Source organism: Pseudoroseomonas ludipueritiae, from assembly GCF_014490445.1.
GTDB lineage: Bacteria > Pseudomonadota > Alphaproteobacteria > Acetobacterales > Acetobacteraceae > Pseudoroseomonas > Pseudoroseomonas ludipueritiae.
Window position 1 is genome coordinate 1 of sequence record NZ_JACTUZ010000070.1, and the last position, 20,653, is coordinate 20,653.

The 20,653-nt window shown below is 69.8% G+C and carries 10 protein-coding genes; 1 reads left to right on the forward strand and 9 read right to left on the reverse strand.

The genetic code is table 11. The annotated features are described in order from the left end of the window. The 3 genes from IBL25_RS15190 to treY form a co-directional block, all read right to left on the reverse strand. Positions 1-936: PDC sensor domain-containing protein (locus IBL25_RS15190; RefSeq protein ID WP_202986784.1), on the reverse strand; the 936-nt coding region annotated here is incomplete at its 3' end. A gap of 128 nt (positions 937-1,064) precedes the next feature. After that, positions 1,065-2,132: a glycosyl hydrolase family 8 gene (locus IBL25_RS15195; RefSeq protein WP_187779392.1), complete on the reverse strand. Its 1,068-nt coding sequence runs from the start codon at positions 2,130-2,132 to the stop codon at positions 1,065-1,067. A 167-nt stretch (positions 2,133-2,299) separates the two neighbouring features. Further along, on the reverse strand, positions 2,300-4,942 hold the full coding sequence (treY, locus tag IBL25_RS15200) for a malto-oligosyltrehalose synthase (protein WP_187779393.1): 2,643 nt from the start codon (positions 4,940-4,942) through the stop codon (positions 2,300-2,302). A 289-nt stretch (positions 4,943-5,231) separates the two neighbouring features. On the opposite strand from treY, the gene IBL25_RS15205 reads away from it, so the two are divergent. Continuing rightward, the gene (locus tag IBL25_RS15205) at positions 5,232-6,395 is read left to right on the forward strand and encodes an MFS transporter (RefSeq protein ID WP_275296001.1); all 1,164 of its coding nucleotides are present in this window, start codon (positions 5,232-5,234) and stop codon (positions 6,393-6,395) included. 4 nt (positions 6,396-6,399) lie between these two features. On the opposite strand, the gene malQ is transcribed toward IBL25_RS15205, so the two are convergent. The 6 genes from malQ to IBL25_RS15235 form a co-directional block, all read right to left on the reverse strand. Continuing rightward, the gene (gene malQ, locus IBL25_RS15210; protein ID WP_367615616.1) at positions 6,400-8,427 is read right to left on the reverse strand and encodes a 4-alpha-glucanotransferase; all 2,028 of its coding nucleotides are present in this window, start codon (positions 8,425-8,427) and stop codon (positions 6,400-6,402) included. Beyond that, positions 8,424-10,208 (reverse strand): malto-oligosyltrehalose trehalohydrolase, encoded by a 1,785-nt coding sequence (gene treZ / locus IBL25_RS15215; RefSeq protein ID WP_187779395.1) that lies wholly within the window; start codon positions 10,206-10,208, stop codon positions 8,424-8,426. The genes malQ and treZ overlap by 4 nt, the downstream gene beginning before the upstream one ends. Next, positions 10,205-12,313, reverse strand: coding sequence for a glycogen debranching protein GlgX (glgX, locus tag IBL25_RS15220; RefSeq protein ID WP_187779396.1), 2,109 nt, complete (start codon positions 12,311-12,313; stop codon positions 10,205-10,207). The genes treZ and glgX overlap by 4 nt, the downstream gene beginning before the upstream one ends. 23 nt (positions 12,314-12,336) lie before the next feature. Then, positions 12,337-14,502 (reverse strand): 1,4-alpha-glucan branching protein GlgB, encoded by a 2,166-nt coding sequence (gene glgB, locus IBL25_RS15225; RefSeq protein ID WP_187779397.1) that lies wholly within the window; start codon positions 14,500-14,502, stop codon positions 12,337-12,339. Then, complete coding sequence (gene treS / locus IBL25_RS15230) at positions 14,495-17,806, reverse strand: maltose alpha-D-glucosyltransferase (RefSeq protein WP_187779398.1); 3,312 nt, start codon at positions 17,804-17,806, stop codon at positions 14,495-14,497. The genes glgB and treS overlap by 8 nt, the downstream gene beginning before the upstream one ends. Positions 17,807-17,808: 2 nt before the next feature. Continuing rightward, on the reverse strand, positions 17,809-20,653 hold a 2,845-nt coding region (locus IBL25_RS15235), incomplete at its 5' end, for an alpha-1,4-glucan--maltose-1-phosphate maltosyltransferase (RefSeq protein WP_187779399.1).

A 20,653-nucleotide genomic window follows, 5' to 3' on the forward strand; every position in this document is an offset into this window, starting at 1 on the left:
CAGCAGCAGCCCGAGGCCGGCGGTGGCCAGGGCCAGCACCGTCAGCCCGCCGCCCAGCCAGGCGCGCCGCGCCCACTGGGCCAGCGCGTCGCTGCCGCTCAGCCCCACGGCCACCGAGATGCCATGGTCTGGCACCGGCCGCATCGCGGTGAAGCGGTTCATCTGGTCGATGGGCGAGACGACGCGGCCGTTCCACCCCTGCTCCGGCTGCTCCCGCGCCGCCTGCCGGGGGAGTTCAAGGATATTGAGGCCGATCGCCTCCGGCGGGCCGGGCGGCATGCGGGCCATCAGGTGGTTGTCGTGGTCCAGCAGGACCATGGAACCGCCGGGCGGCAGGTTCAGGCGGTTGAAGAAGTTTTCCAGCAGCCGCAGCGGCAGCAGCGCCAGGGCGACGCGGCCATCGGGCAGGCGGCGGATCATCGTCAGCAGGTCGCCGAAGGCGCTGTGCAGCGGGCCATCCAGCATCGGCGGGCCGGCCTGGGTCTCCGTGGGCAGGGAAGCCGCCACCCGGGCCAGGATGCCATGCTCCAGGTCCACGAGGCGGCGGCGGCCGGATTCGGTGGCGATATCCGGCAGGCCATCGGGTTGCAGCAGCGCCAGCACCACGCCGTTGGGCAGGGTGCCTTCCTGCGTGGCGAGGGCTGCGGCCACCACGCCCCGCGGCAGGCCGGCGGCTTCCAGTTGCGCCAGGGTCAGCAGCGCCTGGTCCAGCCCGCCGAGCAGGGCGCCGGCCTGGGCAGCGACATTGTCGGCCATGACGCCGATCTCGCGCATCACCTGCCTTTCGGTGGCGACGCGATCCATGGCGAGGGAGAGGGTGACGCCGCCGGTCAGCAACAGCGTGGTCACGCCCAGCGCGGCGAGGCCGAGGCGGCGGGACAGGATGGCGCTGCGGCCCAGGGATGCCGCGCGCCTTGCGACCCGCTTGTGGGTCAAGGCGGCTGATTCTTGGCCGTAGGGCGGCCCGGCGGAATGGTGAGCGGCATTGTCATGACTCTCCCATGCGTGCTTGTGCCGCCAGGTTCGTCATACCACAAGATGCTTTGCCGAGGTGCGATCTCCGGTCAGGCAAGCGAGGGCAGGCGCTCCGCCAGCGCGACGTGGGAGAGCAGGGTCAGGGCGGCGCCGTAGTAATCCTGCGCCTCCCGCACCGAGGGCAGTTCCACCGGGCCGGCCGGCGATTGCGCCAGCGCCGCGATGGCACGATGGGCGGGGCCCATGGGGTAGGAGGCCGGCTTGTCGCCGGGGAACTCGGTCCAGGCCGGCTTGTAGGGCAGGCCGGCCCCGGTCCAGAAGGCCGCGGCGGCACGCGCCGCCGGCTCCGAGGCCAGGCCGCCCCAGGCGAGGTAGAGCGGCACGCGCATGGCGTCGTAGGAGAAGCGTGGCGCCCAGCCGCTGGCGGGGGTCGGGCGGCCGCCCTGGCGGGAAAGCTGCACCCAGTCCGCCGGCAGGCCCCAGCGGCCGAAGCGCGCTTCCTGCAACAGCAGCAGGCCGTCGTTGTAGAGCTTCATCCAGGGGCCGCCGGCCACGGCGCCGAGGTCGGCCAGGGCGGGAAAGACGTAGTAGGAAGGGTTCACCACCACATGGTCCCGGCGCTCGAAGCCCGCGGCGGCGGGGAGCAGCACGGTGCGGCCGGCGACTTCCCGCACGCAGAGGCGGACGAGGTCGGCGCAGATGGCGTCGGAGATCTCCCGCAACTCCGGCCGGTGCCAGCGCCGCGCGGCGCGGGCGAGGGCCCAGGCGATGAAGATGTCGCCATCGGTGGCGTTGTTGCCATCCTCCACCGCCATAGGGCGGCCGGGCATCCAGCGCCAGGCGTGGAGGGAATCATAGGGCCGCTTCAGTTCCCGGCGGGTCCAGGCCAGCACACGGTCGAAGGTGGCGCGGTCGTCATACGCCTCGGCCATCAGCAAGGCCCAGCCCTGGCCCTCGGAATGCGAGGAGTCGCCGTTGCCGGTGTCGATGATGCGCCCGCCGGGAGTGATGAAGCGGCTGCGGAACAATGCCCACTCGGCGGAGCTGGGGAGAGGATAGGAAAGGCCCAGTTCGGCGTGGGTGGTCGTCCGCGATGCGCCCCAGGCGACCGATGCCGCCAGGAATGCGAAGCTCCGCCTTGTCAGACTGCTGACCATGCTACTCCAGCCTCAGACCGTTCGGGTGCCGCCGGGAACAACCACCGTGTCGCGATCCTTGCATCCGGATTATGCACGTGAGACGTGCATGAGTTAAGCGTTAACCAACGTCTGAAGTTGTAAGCAAAATGTGATCGGGCTCGGCGCAACCGAACCCGAGGCCGGCCTCAGCAGCCGCGTTGCAGGACCAGCAGGGGCAGGCGCTGTTCCAGCCACTCCAGCGGCAGCGATGCTCCCGCCCCGGCTTCCCGGCCACTGAAGACGCAGCGCCAAGCGGCATCGCCCGCCGGCAGCGGCAGTTGGGTGCCGTTCCAGCTTCCGGCGGGGAAGAGCGGCGCGGTGGCCCCGCCCATCAGCGGCGCCGCGCGCAGCGGTACGACGACCAGCAACTCCTGCTCCCCATGCCGTCGGCGGAAGGCCAGCAGCTCGCCAACCCTGGGCCCGGTGCCTTCCAGGGGATCATAGCTGCCCTGGTGGAAAAGGTCCGGCCATTGCTGCCGCAGCCGCAGCAGGGCGTGGATCACCGCCTGCTTCACGCGGCCATCCTGCCAGTGCGGCAGCAGGGCGGTGGCGTCCTTCGCCTGTTCCAGCGCCGTGGCGCGGGCCGCGAAATCCACCGGGCGGCGGTTGTCGGGGTCCACCAGGCTTTCGTCCCAGTATTCGGTGCCCTGGTAGAGGTCGGGCACGCCGGGCACCGTCAGGCGCAGGGTGGTCTGCGCCAGGCTCTTCACCGCGGCGGCGGGGGCGATGCGGGCGGCGAAGGCCGCGACGCCGTGCAGCAGGGAAGGATGGGCGTCCCCGTCCAGCACGCCGTCCATGTAGTCGCGGGAAGCATTCTCGTAATCCTCGTCCGGCATGCTCCAGCCGGAACGGCGCTTGGCCTCGCGCATCGCCTTCTGCTGCCAGCCGGCGAGGCGCCCCGCCCATGCGGCGATGCCGGCGCGGTCATCCGGCCGCAGGCCCAGGGGCCAGGAGGCGACCAGCATCTGGAAGAGCATGGCGGCATCGCCGCCCTCGGGCGCGGGGCCGGTCTCCAGCGCCTGCTGCATCGGCTCCGCTTCCCTGAGCCAGCCGCGCAGGGCGGCGGCCCATTCGTCCGGCACCTCGGAGAGCACGGCCAGGCGCATCCGCACATCCTCGCCGCGCTTGTGGTCATGCGTGGCGGTGGCGAGCAGGGCGCCGGGGTAGCGCGCCAGCCGCTCCTGGCAGGCGGCGTGGAATTCCTCCGGCGGCAGCGAGAATTCGTCGGGATGCGAGCCGACCTCGTTGCGGGAAAGCAGGCGGCCGTAGCGGTAGAAGGCGGTATCCTCCACCGACTTGGCGGCGGTGGGGGAGGAAAGCTGCTGGAAGCGCGCGCGCGCCACCAGCCGCAGCCGGCGCAGCGGGGCGGGCATCTGGCGGATGCGTTCCTCGCCCAGCCACTGGTAGAGGTGGTCCAGCACATCGTGGTCCGAGACCGGCAGATTGGCCCGGGCGGCGCCCACGGCGCGCAGCATCACCGTGGCGTCCTGCGAGGTGGCGCGGCCGGCGCGGGTATAGGTGCGGTAGACCGGGAAATGCACCAGGATCTCGGTCAGCACGCGGCGGATGACGGCGAGCGGGATGTCCCGCGTCATGATGTCCGAGCGCGCGATGCGGTGCAGGGCACGGGCGCAGGCCTCGCGCTCGGCGGCCAGGTTGTCGCGCAGGATCTGGCGGCGGGCGAGGCGTTCCTCGGCCGGGAAATCCCGCGCGCTGCCGGAGACTTCCTTCCACAGCAGCGAGAGCGGCGCCTCGCCAGCCGGGTCGTGCAGCACGGCGGAGACTTGGTCCATGAACTCGTAGCCGGTGGTGCCGTCCACCCGCCAGTCGGCGGGCATGGACTCGCCGGGGGCCAGGATCTTCTCGACGACGATATAAGGCTCGACCTTCGGCGCATCGGCCGGGCGCTGGCGGGCGGCGGCGGCCATGCGGCGGCGCAGCTTGCGGCAATAGGCGCCGGGCTGGGACAGGCCGTCCACATGGTCGATGCGCAGCCCGTCGATCAGTCCCTCGGCATACAGCCGCAGGATCAGGGCGTGGCTTTCCTCGAAGACCTCCGGCACCTCGATCCGTACGCCGCCGAGGCCGGTGACATCGAAGAAGCGGCGCCAGTTGATTTCCTCCGAGGCCAGCTTCCAGTGGGAAAGGCGGAATTGCTGGCGTTCCAGCAGCTCATGCAGCCGGGCGCGGGCCTCGTCGCTATCGGCGTTGAGGGTTTCCATCTCCGCCAGGGCCTCGGGCGCGTCCTCGGGGCGGATGGGGAAGAGGTTGTCGAAGTAATCCACGGCGATGCCGGTGGGGCCGCGCCTGGCCAGCTTCAGCTCGCCATCGCGCAGCGCCTCGCCATAGGGCTTGCCCAGGAAGGGGGCCAGCATCTTGCCGTGCAGCGCCGGGTCGTCCGACTCCCAGTCCACGTCGAAGAACTGGGCGTATCGGCTGCCGGGGCCATGGGCCAGCACGTCCAGCCAGATCTCGTTGTCGTCGCCGCCCACGCCCATGTGGTTGGGGACGATATCCAGCAGCAGGCCCATGCCGTGCTGCCGCAGCGCCGCCACCAGCCGGCGCAGCGCATCCTCGCCGCCCAGTTCGGGGTTCACGTGCTGGTGGCTGGTGGTGTCGTAGCCATGGGTGGAGCCGGCGCGCGCCTGCAGGATGGGCGAGGCGTAGAGGTGGCTGATGCCCAGGCGGGCCAGGTAGGGCACCACCGGCACTGCGTCATCCAGCGTGAAGCCCGCGTGGAATTGCAGCCGCGCGGTGGCGCGCGGCGTGCTGGATACGGGCTGCGTCATGCTGAAACCTCCTCACCGTGGCTCCATGACGCACCGCCGCAGCGCGGGTTGCAGCTTCGCGGCCGAATCATGGCAGGCGGCCGAACCGGGCGAGGTTACAAAGCGGAAACCCCCGGGCCGGAAGGCCGCCCCCTGTCTGGCGCAGCCGCCGCCTTCTCTGGCAGCATGGCCGCGCCCGATAGCCGGGCCAGTCCGCGAAGACCGGACACCATCCCGTTCCAGTGAGCCCGCTATGCCCCGCGACAATCCCGCCGCCGCCACTCTTCCACCCCTCGCCGGTGGAGGCCAGATGGCGCTCGGCATCCTGCTCGCGGTCAGCGCCGGGCACCTGATGAACGACCTGATGCAGTCGATGATCCCGGCCATCTACCCGATCCTGAAGGAGGAATTCGCCCTCAGCTTCAGCGAGGTCGGGCTGATCCAGCTCGCCTTCCAGATGACGGCCTCCATCCTGCAGCCGGTGGTGGGGCTCTACACCGACCGGCGGCCGCATCCCTTCTCGCTGGTCGCGGGCATGGGCTTCAGCCTGCTGGGCATCCTGATCCTGGCCTGGGCCAACAGCTACGCGGTGCTGCTGCTGGCGGTGTCGCTGATCGGCATGGGGTCTTCCATCTTCCACCCGGAAGCCTCACGCGTCGCACGCATGGCGTCAGGCGGGCGGCACGGCGCGGCGCAGTCGCTGTTCCAGGTCGGCGGCAATGCGGGGCAGGCCATCGGGCCGCTGCTGGCGGCGCTGGTGGTGATCTCGCGCGGGCAGGCCAGCATCGCCTGGTTCTCCCTGGTGGCGCTGGCGGGCATGCTGGTGCTGGGCTTCGTCGGCCGCTGGTACCGGGAGCGGCAGCGGGCGCCGAAAACGGCGGGCTCCGTGCTGCCGGCCAAGTTCCCCAGCGGGCTGGTGCGGCGCGCCATCCTGGTGCTGGTGGCGCTGACCTTCTCCAAGAACGTCTATACCGCCTCGCTGTCCAGCTATTACACCTTCTACCTGATCGACAGCTTCGGGGTGACGGTGCAGCAGGCGCAGTTCTACCTCTTCGCCTATCTCGCCTCCGTGGCGGCGGGCACCATCCTCGGCGGGCCGCTGGGGGACCGCTTCGGGCGGCGGGCAGTGCTCTGGATCTCCATCATCGGCCCGCTGCCCTTCGTGCTGGGGCTGCCCTATGTCGGGCTGGGCATGACCTGCGCCTTCACCATCATCATCGGGCTGCTGATGTCCTCGGCCTTCCCGGCCATCCTGGTCTATGCGCAGGAACTGCTGCCGGGGAAGGTGGGGCTGGTCTCGGGCATCTTCTTCGGGCTGGCCTTCGGCCTCGCCGGCATCGGTGCCGCCGTGCTGGGCGTGGTGGCCGATGCCACCTCCATCCGGCTGGTCTACCAGCTCTGCGCCCTGCTGCCGCTGGTAGGGCTGCTGGTGGTGCTGCTGCCGGACCTCAGCAAGGCCCGGCAGCGGGCCTGAGGCGCTATTCCGCCCGCCGCGCGCGGGCGAGGCCGCGCAGCCGGTTCTCCACCGCAGGGTCGGAGAGCATGCGCTCCACCGGCGCCTCGAAGCGGCGGCGCCAGTTGGGATGCTCCTCGATGGTGCCGGGCAGATTGGGCTGTTCCGGCGCCGCCAGGGCATCCTCCAGCGGCAGCAGCGCCAGGTGGCAGGCGGCGCGGCCGATATGGGCGGCGGCGGCATCGGCCACGGCGGCGCTGTCCTCCTTCCCTGGCTGCTTGCCCTGCGCCACGCCGGAAGCCTTTAGGGCGGACCAGAGCGCGCGGCGCTCGGCCTCCCGGTTCTCCTCCTTCTCCAGCGGCTTCAGGTCCAGCTTCTGGCGCCATTCCATGTCCCGCCCCTGCCACCAGCCCGCCACGGTGGCGAGGTCGTGGGTGGAGGTCATGGAAACCGCGCCGGCGGTCCATTTCAGCGGCGACTTGAAGCGCTTGCCGTCGCGCTCGAACCACAGCACCCGCATGCCGGCGAGCCCGGCCTTTTCCAGCCGGGGGCGGAAGCCGGCGGGCACGGTGCCCAGGTCCTCGCCGATGACGACGCCCTTGTTCAGGTGGGATTCCAGTGCCACCAGCCGCAGCATGTCCTCCAGCGGGTAGCGCAGATAGGCGCCGTCCTTGGGGCTGGCGCCCTCCGGCACCAGCCAGAGGCGGCGCAGGCCCAGCACATGGTCCACGCGGATGCCGCCGGCATTGCGGAAGGCGGCGCCCAGCATCTCCCGGAACCCCGCGAAGCCCGACATCCGCAGCCCCTGCGGCGAGAAGGAGGTGATGCCCCAGCCCTGGCCGCGCGCGTTGAAGAGGTCCGGCGGCGCGCCGATCTCCACCTGTTGCAGGATCTCGGCCTGCCGGCTCCAGCCATCGCTGCCGCCGCCATCGACGCCCACCGCGAGGTCCGCGATCAACCCGATGCGCATCCCGGCCTCGCGCGCCGCGCGTTGGGCGGCGGAAAGGCCACGGTCGGCCAGCCATTGCAGGAAGGCGTGGTATTCCACCTCCTCCGCCTGTTCTTCCGCGAAAGCGGCGACGGCGGGGGATTCGGGGTCCCGCAGATCCGCCGGCCATTCGCGCCAGTGCCAGCGGCCCTCGGCGAGCTGGGCGGCATGCAGCGCCTCGAACACCGCGTGGCGGTGCAGGGAGGCACCGCCCTCCGCCCGGAAGGTATCGAAGGCCGCGCGGGAGGCCTCCGGCGCGCTGCGGCGGAAGGCGGTGAAGGCATCCCGCAGCACGGCGAGGCGGGCGCGGGTGGCGGCGGGCCAATCCACCAGCTCCATCGCCTCCAGCCGCGCCAGCTCGGCCTTCAGTTCCGGCGGCGGGTCGAAGGGCTCGCCCAGGATGTCGCCGGGGCAGGCATGGCGCACATCCAGCCGGGCGCGGGAGGAAGGCGCATAGGGGCTGAAGCGGCTGGGGTCGGCCGAGAATTGCGCATGCACCGGGCTGATGGCGATGGCATCCGCCCCCAACGCCGCCGCCGGCCCGGCCAGCCCTTCCAGCGCCGCGTAATCGCCGACGCCCTGGTCGGAGCCGCGCCGCAAGGAATAGATCTGCGCCGTCAGGCCCCAGGCGCGGCCCTCCGGGCAGGCATCGGTGATGCGGTGGCCATGCACCGGCGCCACGGCCAGCACCACTTGGCGGGAGCCCGCTTCCAGCGTGTAATAGCCGGGCTCGGTGGGGGCGGTGATGGGCTTGCCGGGCTCCACCACGCCCTCGGCGGCGGCGCCATCGGCGGCTTCCAGCCGGTAGCGGCCGGCGGGCAGGTCCAGCGCCACCGGGCCGCCGGCCTCGGCGGTCACCAGCGGCGGCAGGGTGGTGCGGGTGGCGTGGCGATGCGCGGCGAGGCTTTCCTTGACCTGCGCGTCGGTGTCCGCCGGCAGGCCCAGGGCGCCCAGCAGCACGCGCAGGGCATCGGGCTCGACCACCATCGGCTTGTTGGCGGCATCGCGCCATTCGGCCATCAGCCCGGCGGCGCGGGCCAATTGTTGGAGGGCCGCGTCGCTCACCACAGGGTCTCCGCGATACGGTCCTCGGTGGCGATCCAGGCGACGGCGCCGAGGCCGCCCAGGCCCTCGGCCTCCAGCGCGGCGGCCAGTCCCTCGCGCGATTCCGCCAGCAGGGTGCCGGGGCCGGTGGGGCAGGGCACCGGGTTGTTGTCGAAATTGGCCGCGATCGTCAGCACCGCGCCATCGCCCAGCCGCCACTGGGCGCGCACGCCCTTCTCGCCCAGCTTGTCGGATTCCAGGCTGGTGGTGCCGTCCAGCCGCTCGCCCAGGATGTCGCGGCGCTGGCGCAGCAGGCTGGTGACGAATTCCTCCACCGCCGCGTGCTTGGGCAGCAGGCGCTCGGCCGGGTCCGGGCGGCTGGCGGTGAAGGTGGAGATGGCATTGGGGTCGGGGATCTTCTCCCGCCGCTCCGGGTCCGCGAAGGCGGGGAAGCGGGCGAATTCGCGGCGCCGGCCCTCCCGCACCGCATCCGCCAGTTCCTCGGTCTGGAAGCCGGTGAAGAACAGGAAGGGGCGCTCGCTGGCCCATTCATCGCCCATGAAAAGCATGGGCACCTGGGGGGAGAGCAGCAGCAGCAGCAGCGCCGCCCGCACGCCTTCCGGCGGCGCGATCTGCGCGATGCGCTCGCCCATGGCGCGGTTGCCGACCTGGTCGTGGGTCTGCAGCGCATTGACGAAGGCGCTGGGCGGCAGATGCGCGCTGGGCTTGCCGCGCGCATGGCCCAGGTTGCGGGATTCATTGCCCTGGTAGACGAAGCCGGTGGACAGCGCGTGGGCGAGGTGGCCGGCGGGATCGTCGGCATAGTCGATGTAATAGGCGTCGTGCTCGCCGGTCAGCAGCACATGCAGGCAGTGGTGGACATCGTCGTTCCACTGCGCGTCGAAATGCTTCTCCAGCAGCGTGGCGTCGTTGCGCTCGTTCTCCAGCACCAGATGCACGTGCCGGCCCTCGGTGGCGGCGCGGATGCGGGCGGAGAGCTCGGGGAGGAAGGTATCGTCCTCGATGGCATGCACGGCATCGAGCCGCAGGCCGTCGAAGCGGAATTCCGTCAGCCAGTAGAGCGCGTTCTCCATGAAGAAGTCGCGCACCTGCGGGCGGGAAAAGTCGATGCTCTGGCCCCAGGGGTTGTTCTTGTCCTGGTGGAAGAAGACCGGGGCGATGCTGCCCCAGTAATTCCCGGCCGGGCCGAAATGGTTATAAACCACGTCGAGCATGACCGAGAGCCCGTGGCCATGCGCGGCATCCACCAGGGCCTTCAGGTCGTCCGGCGTGCCGTAGGTCTCGTCCGGCGCATAGGGCAGCACGCCGTCATAGCCCCAGTTGCGGAGGCCGGCGAAGTCATTCACCGGCATCAGCTCGATCGTGTTGACGCCGAGCGCCGCCAGGCGCGGCAGGTCCGCGATGACGCCGCGGAAGCCACCGTAGAGGCCGGCATGCAGTTCGTAGACCACGGCGCGGGGCCAGGGCAGGCCCTTCCAGTCCGGGTGCTGCCATTGGTAGGAATTCGGGTCCGTCACCAGGGACCAGCCGTCCACGTCGCCATCCTGGGCATGGGAGGCCGGGTCCGGCACCTCCATGCCATTGCCCAGCTTGTAGCGGTAACGTGTTCCCGCCGGCGCCTCTCCCTCGGCCTCCCACCAGCCGTCCGGCCGCTTGTGCAGCGGGATGGAGGGGCGTCCGTCCAGCAGCACCTCGGCCGCCTGGTGCCCGGGCGCCCAGAGGCGGAAGCGGGTGGTGCCGCCGCCCAGGGGAATGGCCCCGAAGGAAAGACTGGTGCTCATGCCGAATCCTCTTGCGCGACGAAGGCCACCAGCAGCCGGACGGAATGCCGGCCCACCGTGTCGATGGCGCCTTGGAGAACGCGTTCCTCCCCCTCCGGTTCCGCGCTGTCGAGCACGAGGCGCCAGGGAAAAGCAGGCTCCGGCAAAGTGAACTCCTGATCCTCGGCGGAGCTGTTGAGCAACAGCAGCGTCACCTCCACCCCGCCTTCCACCCGCGCCGCGCGGCGGAGCGCCAGGGTGCGGGCTTCCGGGACCCGCCATTGCTCGGGGCGCATGGGCTGGCCATCCTGGCCGAACCAGGCAACATCGGCGACGCCAAGCAGGGGGAAGTCCTGGCCATGCAGGTAGTTGGCGCTGCGCAGCGTCGGATGCGCGCGACGCAGCGCGGCGGCGCGGCCGAAGAAATGCGACAGCTCGATTCCCGCCTCGCTGCCGGCCAGGGTCCAGTCCAGCCAGGAGACATCGTTGTCCTGGCAATAGGCATTGTTGTTGCCCTGCTGGGTGCGGCCGAATTCATCCCCGCCCAGCAGCATGGGCGTGCCGTGGCTGGCCAGCAGCGTCATCAGCATGGCGCGCTTGATGCGCGCCCGCTGCGCCGTCACCACCGGGTCCAGCGTCGGGCCTTCCTTGCCCCAGTTGGCGGAGAAATTCTCGCCGTGCCCGTCACGGTTGTCCTCGCCGTTGCGGAGGTTGTTCTTTTCCGTGAAGGAAACGAGGTCCTGCAGCGTGAAGCCGTCATGCGCCGCGATGAAATTGACGCTGGCCCAGGGCCGGCGGCGGCGCTTGTCGAAGAGTTCCGAGGACCCGGCGAGGCGCGCCGCCAGATCCGGCAGCATACCCGCATTGCCGCGCCAGTAGCGGCGCACGTCGTCGCGGAAGCGGTCGTTCCATTCCGAGAAGCCGGGTGGATGATTGCCAAGCTGGTAGCCGCCGGGGCCGATGTCCCAGGGCTCGGCGATCAGCTTCAGGCGCGACAGCACCGGGTCCTGGCGGATGGCGTCGAAGAAGCCGGAGCCGGGGTCGAAGCCCGTGCCTTCCCGCCCCAGGGTGGTGCCGAGGTCGAAGCGGAAGCCATCGACGCGGAAGGAGGTGGCCCAGTAGCGCAGGCTGTCCATCACCATCTGCAGCACGCGTGGATGGGAGAGGTTCACCGTATTGCCGCAGCCGGTCTCGTCGATGTAGCGGCGCTCCTGCCCCGGCCGCAGGCGGTAGTAGCTGGCATTGTCGATGCCGCGCCAGGAGAGGGTGGGGCCGAGTTCGCTGCCCTCGCAGGTGTGGTTGTAGACCACGTCCAGGATGACCTCGATGCCGGCGCCATGCAGGCGGCGGATGGCCACCCGGATCTCGTCCAGCGAGCCCTGGGAGAGGTAGCGCGGCTCCGGCGCGAAGTAGGAGAGGGTGGAATAGCCCCAGTAGTTCCGCAGGCCCTTCTCCACCAGGAAGCGGTCCTGCGCGAAGGCCTGCACCGGCAGCAGCTCCACCGCCGTGACCCCGAGCTTTTGCAGGTGCTCGATAACGCGCGGGTCGGCCAGGGCGGCGAAGGTGCCGCGCTCCCGCGGCGCCAGGTCGTCGCGCAGGATGGACAGGCCGCGCACATGCGTCTCGTAGATGAGGGTGCGGTCCCAGGGGACGTTCGGCGCGCGGTCGTCGCCCCAGTTGAAGGCGTCGTCCGTCACCACCGCCTTGGGCATGGCGGCGGCGGAATCGCGGCGGTCGAAGCCCAGATCGGCGCGGCTGCCATGGGCGCGGTAGCCGTAGAGCGCATCCGTCCAGCGCAGGCTGCTCTGCATCTGCTTGGCATAGGGGTCCAGCAGCAGCTTGTTGGGATTGAAGCGGTGGCCATGCTCGGGCTGATAGGGGCCATGGGCGCGGTAGCCATAGACCTGCCCGGGGCGCGCCTCGGGCAGGTAGCCGTGCCAGACCTCGTCAGTGCATTCCGGCAGTTCCAGCCGCGCCAGTTCCTTGCGGCCGGAAGGGTCGAAGAGGCACAGTTCCACTTTTTCCGCATGGGCGGAAAAGATCGCGAAATTGACGCCGAGGCCGTCCCAGACGGCCCCGAGCGGGTCGGGCTTTCCCGGCAGAAGCCGGTCAGCGAGAAGGGGCAACAGACTACTCCAGCAGTTTCACCTCAGGGCGGCGTCAGGATGATGGTGGCCAGCGGCGGCACCGTCAGGCTGAGAGAGGCGGGCTGTCCGTGGGAGGGCTCCTCCGTGGCCTGCACCACGCCGCCATTGCCCATGTTGCTGCCGCCATAGATCGCGGCATCGGAGTTGAAGGCCTCCTGCCACGCGCCGGCCATGGGCACGCCGACCGTATAGCCCTGGTGCGGGATTGGCGTGAAGTTGCAGACCACCAGCACCGGCTTCTCCCCATCCTCGCCGAAGCGGAGATAGGCGAAGACGCTGTTGGCGGCATCGTCGATGACCGACCAGGCGAAGCCTTCCGGCACGCAGTCCCGCTGATGCAGGGCCGGGGTGCCGCGATAAAGGCGGTTGAGGTCGCGCACCAGCCGCTGCACGCCGGCATGCCGGGGGTCGTCCAGCAGGTGCCAGTCCAGCGAGCGGTCGTGGTTCCATTCCCGCTCCTGCGCGATCTCGCCGCCCATGAAGAGCAGCTTCTTGCCCGGATGCGTCCACATGAAGGAAAGGTAGGCGCGCAGATTGGCGAAGCGTTGCCACTCGTCCCCCGGCATCTTGCCGATCAGCGAGCCTTTCCCGTGCACCACCTCGTCATGGGAGAGGGGGAGCATGAACTTCTCGGAGAAGGCGTAGACCAGGCCGAAGGTCATCTCGCCGTGGTGGTGGCGGCGGTAGAGCGGGTCGGTCTGCATGTAGTGGAGCGTGTCGTGCATCCACCCCATGTTCCATTTGAAGTCGAAGCCCAGCCCGCCGTTGTCATCCGGCTTGCGGGTGACGCCGGGGAAGGCGGTGCTTTCCTCCGCGATCAGCAGCCGGTCGGGGCAGCGCTGCTGGATGACGCGGGAGAGTTCCTGGAGGAAGGCGATGCTTTCCAGGTTCTCGCGCCCGCCGTAGATATTGGGCACCCACTCGCCTTCGTTGCGGCTGTAGTCGCGGTAGAGCATGGAGGCTACGGCATCCACGCGCAGGCCATCGACGCCATAGCGTTCCAGCCAGTGCAGGGCGGAGCCGATCAGCAGGTTCCGCACCTCCCGCCGGCCCAGGTTGTAGATCAGCGTGTTCCAGTCCCGGTGGTAGCCTTCCTTCGGGTCCGAATGCTCGTAGAGCGGCGTGCCGTCGAACATGGCGAGGCCATGCTGGTCGGACGGGAAATGCGCCGGCACCCAGTCCAGGATGACGCCGAGCCCGGCCTCGTGGCAGCGCTGCACCATGCGGGCGAAATGCTCGGGCGGGCCGAAGGGCGCATGCGGCGCGAATTGCCCCAGCGGCTGGTAGCCCCAGGAGCCGCCGAAGGGATGCGCCATGATCGGCAGGAACTCGAGATGGGTGAAGCCCATCTCGACGGCATAGGGGATCAGCTTGTCGCCCAGCTCTTCCCAGCCCAGGGCCATGTCGCCGTCGGCACGGGCCCAGGAGGAGGCATGCACTTCATAGACCGAGATGGGCTCGGCCGCCTGGTTGGCCGGCCGCTCCCGGTGCGGCGCCTTGGGGATGGCGGCGATATCGGCCACCACCGAGGCGGTGGCAGGCGGCGCCTCCACCTGCCAGGCGAAGGGGTCGGACTTCAGCGGCAGCAGGTTTCCTTCCGGCCCCAGCAGCTCATACTTGTAGACCGCGCCGGGGGTGAGGCGGGGGATGAACAGCTCCCAGATGCCGCCCTCCACCCGCTTGCGCATCGGGTTGCGGCGGCCGTCCCAGGAGTTGAAGTCGCCCACCACGGAAACGCGCCGGGCATTCGGCGCCCAGACGGCGAAGCGCACGCCCTTGATGCCATCGATCTCCATGGGCTGGGCGCCCAGGCAGGTGGCGATGTCCTGATGCGTGCCCTCGCTCAGCAGATACAGGTCGAAATCGCTGATCAGCAGGCCGAAGGAATAGGGGTCCTCGGTCTCCTGCACCTCGCCATTGCCCCAGTCGATGCGCAGCAGATAGGGGCCGGGCGGGATGCGGCCAGCGTAGAGCCCGGCCTGATGCACCGGGCGGAGGGTGCTGACCTCCCCGCCGCTGACGGCCTGCACGCCCATGGCGCCGGGCACCAGCACCCGCAGTTCCCGCCCGCCGGCCACGTCATGCGGGCCCAGCACCGCGAAGGGGTCGCCGTGGCGGGCCTCGACCAGGGCGGCGAGAGCACCGGGATCGAGATCGAGGTCAGCCATGCTGGGTGTCCTTTTCCGTGACGCGACGCGCGAGTTCTTCCAGTCCGCGAAGCGGAATGCCGATCCAGGTGGGGCGGTTGGCAGCCTCGTAACAAATCTCGTAGGCCGCTTTCTCGATCAGGAACAGGTCCAGCAGCGCGGCTTCCGCCCCCGGCTCGGCCCAGCGGCGCGGCGCGGCCTCATGCACCATCCGGTAAGCCTCCAGGAAGGCGCCGGCGGCATGGGTGCGGAAATTCTCCAGCATCGGCCCGCGGCGCTCGTTAACGGCGCCGGAGGTCGTGGCCTGGCCCGGACCCGCCGCGCCCACCGCATAGTCAAAGGAGCGCAGCAGCCCCGCCACATCCCGCAGCGGCGAAGTTTTGGCGCGGCGCTGCTCCAGCGTCTTGGCGGGCTCACCCTCGAAGTCGATGATGCAGGCATCGCCCTGCACCACCAGCACCTGGCCCAGGTGGAAGTCGCCGTGGATGCGGGTGCGGAGCGAGCCCGGCACGGCACTGGCCAGGCCGTCCAGCGCGCCCATCAGCGCATCCTTGTTGGCGGCCAGGTATTCGGCGCGGGCGGCATCCTCCGGGTGCTCCCAGGTCTTCACGCGCGCCAGGGCATCGAAGGCGGCGGAAAGCTGGGCGCGGGCGCCCTCGGCCCATTGCCGGCCATCCTCCGGGCCGGCGGGGACGGGGGTGAAGGCCTCGTCGCCCTCCGCCTCGGCCAGCACGGCATGCATCTCGGCCAGCCGGCGGCCCAGCGCGGTGGCGAAGACGCTGTAGCCCGCGAAGGCATCCTCCTGCTCCGCCGCCGAGGAATCGGTGACGGCCATCTGCTCCACGGCGCGGTGGAGGAAGTCCAGCGTCCAGCCCCAGCCGTCGCCCTGGTTGCGCACGAAGCCCTGCAGCACCACCAGCGTGCGCGGCGTGCCATCGGGCGTCACGCGCACCACCTCGCCCAGCAGCGGCGCCGTCTGGGCGAAGCCGCGCTCGGTCAGGAAGCGGGTCATCTCCGTCTCGGGCGAGATGCCTTCCGTCACGCGGCGCACCAGCTTCAGCACCGCATGTTCCCCGATGATCAGGGAGGAATTGGACTGCTCGGCCGAGAGGCGGCGGATCTCCGCGTCCTCGGGGATGGCGGAGATGTCGAACTGCGAGGTGGGCACAAAGCGCATCTCGCCATCCTGCAGCGGCATCACGTCGCTATCCGCCAGGCCGCGCAGCACGGCCATGGGCATAGCATCCAGCGCGAAGGCATCGGTCAGCCAGCCGATGCGGCGGCCGCGGCGGACGCGCGCCAGCGCCAGCTGCTGCGGCAGGGCGGCGGAGGATTCGTCCTCCCAGACGATGCCCAGCGGCAGGAAGTAACGCGCCGTGCCGTGGGAATCGGCGGCTTCCACCTCGGCCAGCAGGATCTCGGTCCTGGGGCTCTTCAGCACCTCGGTGAAGGCCAGGGTCGGCGCGACGCCGCCGCCCGCCTTGCCGGAGAACCAGCGGCGGCGGGAAAGGTATTGCGGCAGCGCGTCGCGTTCCAGCACCCGGCGCTGGCCGCCTTCCAGCACCTCCGCCAGGCTGTTGCGCATCACGAGGGTGGAGAGTTCCGACATCGGCTCTGGAGCCGGGGTGTGCCAGGTGGGCAAGGCGGCCTCCGTCGCGAGATAGAACCAATAGAAGCCATAGGGCGGCAGCGTCAGCAGGTAGGTGAGCTGGCCGATCGGCGGGAAGGAGGCGCCGCCCACCAGTTCCACCGGCACGCGGCCGGCATAGGCAGAAAGGTCCAGCTCCACCGCCTGCGCGGTGCGCGAGAGATTGCAGACGCAGAGGATGGTCTCGCCTTCATATTCGCGCAGATAGGCGAGGATCTTGCGGTTGCCGGGATAGAGATAGCCGAAGCTGCCGCGGCCAAAGACCTGGTGGCGCTTGCGCACGGCCAGCATGCGCCGCATCCAGTTCAGCGGCGAGTGCTGGTCGGTCGCCTGGGCTTCGACATTGACGGCCTGGTAGCCGTAGATCGGGTCCATGATGGCCGGCAGCACCAGTGCTGCCGGATCGGCGCGGGAGAAGCCGCCGTTGCGGTCGGGCGACCATTGCATGGGCGTGCGGACGCCGTCGCGGTCGCCAAGGTGGATGTTGTCGCCCATGCCGATCTCGTCGCCGTAATAGATCACGGGCGTGCCGGGCATGGAAAGCAGCAGCGAATTCATCAGCTCGATGCGCCGCCGGTCGCGTTCCAGTAGCGGTGCCAGGCGGCGGCGGATGCCGAGGTTGATGCGCGCCCGCTTATCCGAGGCATAGGTGTTCCAGAGGTAGTCGCGTTCCTTGTCGGTCACCATCTCGAGCGTCAGCTCGTCATGGTTGCGCAGGAAGATGGCCCACTGGCAGTTCTCGGGGATGGCTGGCGTCTGGCGCAGGATGTCGGTGATGGGGAAGCGGTCTTCCTGCGCCATCGCCATGTACATGCGCGGCATCAGCGGGAAGTGGAAGGCCATGTGGCATTCGTCGCCATCGCCGAAATACTGCTGCGTGTCCTCCGGCCACTGGTTGGCCTCGGCCAGCAGCATGCGGCCGCTGGCATGCTCATCCAGCGCGGCGCGGATGCGCTTCAGGATGACATGGGTCTCGGGCAGGTTCTCGTTGTTGGTGCCGTCCCGCTCGATCAGATAGGGGATGGCGTCCAGCCGCAGGCCATCGATGCCGAGGTCCAGCCAGAAGCGCATGACATTCAGCACTTCCTCCATCACCGCCGGGTTGTCGAAGTTCAGGTCCGGCTGGTGGGAATAGAAGCGGTGCCAGAAATACTGCCCGGCCACCGGGTCCCAGGTCCAGTTGGACTTCTCGGTATCCAGGAAGATGATGCGCGTGCCGTCATACTTCTCGTCTGTGTCGGACCAGACGTAGAAGTCGCGCTCCGGCGAATCCTTGGGCGCATGGCGGGCGCGCTGGAACCAGGGGTGCTGGTCCGAGGTATGGTTGATGACGAGTTCCGTGATGACGCGGATGCCGCGCGCATGCGCCTCGTCGATCAGGCGGCGGATATCCTCCATCGTGCCGTATTCCGGATGGACGGAGGTGTAATCCGCGATGTCATAGCCATCGTCCCGCCGAGGGGAGGGATAGAAGGGCAGCATCCAGATGGCATCGACGCCAAGCTCAGCGATGTAGTCCAGCCTGTCGATCAGCCCGGGGATATCGCCGACACCGTCGTTGTTCTTGTCGAAGAAGCTCTTGATATGGAGCTGATAGATGACCGCATCCTTGTACCACATCGGGTCTTCGGGATGGGCGTGCGTCACGGTGATGACGTTGGCATTGGCGTCGGGCATGGTCAGGCCTTATCGGCGGCGCGCAGGCGCCAGATGGCGAAGGGCAGTCCGGAATTGGGGTCGAGCCGCAGGTGGCGGTGGGTGCCTTCCCAGCGTTCCTCGCCGAAGCCGCCGGGCATCAGGTTCTCGACATGCAGGGGCGAGCCGTTCGGCAGGCCCATGGCCCATTGCGGCAGCTCGATCCAGCTTTCCGCCGCGTTACGCGGGTCCATGGAGATGGCGACCAGGATGGCGTTCTCTCCTTCCGGCGTCTGCTTCAGGAAGAGCAGGATGTTGTCGTGCTGCGCATTCAGGATGGTGGTGCCCAGATGCGTGTGCAGCGCCGGGTTCTCCCGCCGGATGCGGTTGAGCTGCGTGATCTCGGGGATGATGTTGCCGGGGCGGTCGTAGTCCCAGACCTTGATCTCGTATTTCTCGCTGTCGAGGTATTCTTCCTTGCCCGGGGCCAGCGGCGTCGCCTCGCACAGCTCGAAGCCGTTGTAGACGCCCCAGAGGCCGGACATCGTGGATGCCAGCGCGGCGCGGATCAGGTGGCCCGGGCGCCCCGTCTGTTGCAGGAAGACCGGGTTGATGTCCGGCGTATTGACGAAGAAATGCGGCCGGAAGAAATCGCGCACCGGCGGCAGGTTCAGTTCCTGGATATATTCCGCCAACTCCGCCCGCGTGTTGCGCCAGGTGAAGTAGGTATAGGACTGGCTGAAGCCCACCTTGGCCAGGCGGTACATCACCTTGGGCCGCGTGAAGGCTTCCGACAGGAAGACCACTTCCGGCGCGCGGGCGCGCACCTCGCCGATCATCCATTCCCAGAAGGGCAGGGGCTTGGTGTGCGGGTTGTCCACCCGGAAGAGCTTCACGCCTTCCTTCACCCAGAAGAGCACCACGTCGCGCAGCGCGAGCCACAGGGAGGGAATGGACTGCGGCTTGTAGAAATCGACGTTGACGATGTCTTCGTATTTCTTCGGCGGATTTTCCGCGTAGCGGATGGAGCCGTCGGGGCGCCAGTCGAACCAGTCAGGGTGGTCGCGCAGCCAGGGATGGTCCGGCGAGCACTGGATGGCGAAGTCCAGCGCCAGTTCCATGCCGTTCTCATGCGCCGCGGCCACCAGCGCGCGGAAATCCTCCAGCGTGCCGAGCTGCGGATGCAGCGCGTCATGCCCGCCTTCCTCCGAGCCGATGGCGTAGGGGCTGCCGACATCGTCGGGGCCGGGCGTCAGCGTGTTGTTGCGGCCCTTGCGGTTCTTGCGGCCGATCGGGTGGATCGGCGGGAAATACAGCACGTCGAAGCCCATGGCCTTCACGCGCGGCAGCGTGGCGATCACGTCCTGCAGCGTGCCGTGCCGGCTGGGGTCGTCGGTCTGGGAGCGGGGGAAGATCTCGTACCAGGCGGCGAAGCCGGCCTCGCGGCGCTCCACGTCCAGCGGCACCGGCTCGGCGCGGGCGCGGAAGGGGCGGTCGTCGGCACGCTCCATGGCGGCGCGGGTGCGGGGCAGGGTGAAGAGCGCCACGGCCTGCTCATGCGACGCGTCGCGCTCGTTCTCCAGCACCAGGGCCAGGTCGCCGCCATCGCCGCCCAGGCGGCCGGCGGCGGCCTGCAACAGCGCCACGCCTTCCCGGCGCTCCAGCGAGATGTCGATGCCGGCGGCGTGCTTCTTCGTGATCTCGTTCTCGAAGGCGGCGTAGACGTCGATCCAGGCTTCCACCGTGAAGATGTACCGGCCGATGCGGTCGGGCACGAAGCTGGCCTGCCAGACATCGTTCGGCTTCGCCGTCATCTTCACCTCGCGCCAGCCATCCTCGTCCGCCGGGCGCCAGAGCAGGCGGGCGGCGAGCTTGGTATGGCCATCGGTGAAGATATCCGCCGTCACCGTCACCGCCTGCCCGACCGCGCGCTTCACCGGGAAGCGGCCCTCGTCCACCGAGGGCTGGAGGTTCTCGATGGCGATACGCGCCGATGCCATGGCGGCCTCGGTGGCGGCGGCGGTGCTTTCGGGCAGGGGCAGGCGCACGGGCGCCGAGTCATGGATTGGCACGATGCGAACCTCCGCGGGGGCCAGGAGCAGGCGCCCCTCGGCGTCGAGCAGATCCGGCGCAACGGCGCCAGGCCGGGGCAGCAGGCCCAGCATCTGGCCGGCGGCGAGCCGGCGGGGCTTGGTGAGCGAGGCATTGGCGACCACCAGGGCGCGGCCCTGCTTGCCTTCCGCTTCCCGCAGCAGCGCCACCGGCGCATGCGGGGCGGAGAGCAGGCTGGTCAGCGGCCCGGTGCTGACGGCGGGCAGTTCCGCGCGCGCGGCATTGGCCTCCCGCACCGCCTCCGAGAGGTCGATCCGGGGTGCGGCATCCTCCGCCGGTGGCAGCGAGCCACGGTGCAGCGCGCCATTCTCCATCCCTGCCGGCAGCAGCCAGCCAGGGCCGGAAAAGGCGGCCAGCCGGATGGCGCGGTGCAGGGCCTGCGTCGCCAGCCGCCGGTTGCCCCAGCGGTTGGCCAGGCGCCGGGCCTCGGGCGCCTCGGCCATGGGCAGCAGCGGCAGTTCGCCCGCCCAGGCGGCGGTGCCGGCCTCCAGCACATCCACCCAGGGCAGGGCCGGCGCCAGCAGGTCGAAGCCCGCTTCCCGCAGCCCGGCGCGGGGCTGGCCGAGGCAGGCGATCAGCAGCACATCCGGCGCGTCCTGCTTCACGGCTGCGGCGAGGTCGCGCAAGGTGGCGGCCTCCACCCAATCCGGCAGCAGGCAGCGGAAGCCGGTGACGCCGCCGCGGGCCTTCCCGCCCAGCCAATCGCGCCAATGCGCCAGCCAGCCGGCGGCATCCTGCGCGGCGGCGGGGCGGCGCAGGTGGCGGAAGCGCGGGTCG

What these genes read in the sequence shown, in the direction of transcription:
- IBL25_RS15195 (WP_187779392.1), bottom strand. Translation starts at nt 2,132, where the DNA reads ATGGTCAGCAGTCTGACAAGGCGGAGCTTCGCATTCCTGGCGGCATCG.
- treY (WP_187779393.1), bottom strand. Translation starts at nt 4,942, where the DNA reads ATGACGCAGCCCGTATCCAGCACGCCGCGCGCCACCGCGCGGCTGCAA.
- IBL25_RS15205 (WP_275296001.1), top strand. Translation starts at nt 5,232, where the DNA reads ATGGCGCTCGGCATCCTGCTCGCGGTCAGCGCCGGGCACCTGATGAAC.
- treZ (WP_187779395.1), bottom strand. Translation starts at nt 10,208, where the DNA reads ATGAGCACCAGTCTTTCCTTCGGGGCCATTCCCCTGGGCGGCGGCACC.
- glgB (WP_187779397.1), bottom strand. Translation starts at nt 14,502, where the DNA reads ATGGCTGACCTCGATCTCGATCCCGGTGCTCTCGCCGCCCTGGTCGAG.
- treS (WP_187779398.1), bottom strand. Translation starts at nt 17,806, where the DNA reads ATGCCCGACGCCAATGCCAACGTCATCACCGTGACGCACGCCCATCCC.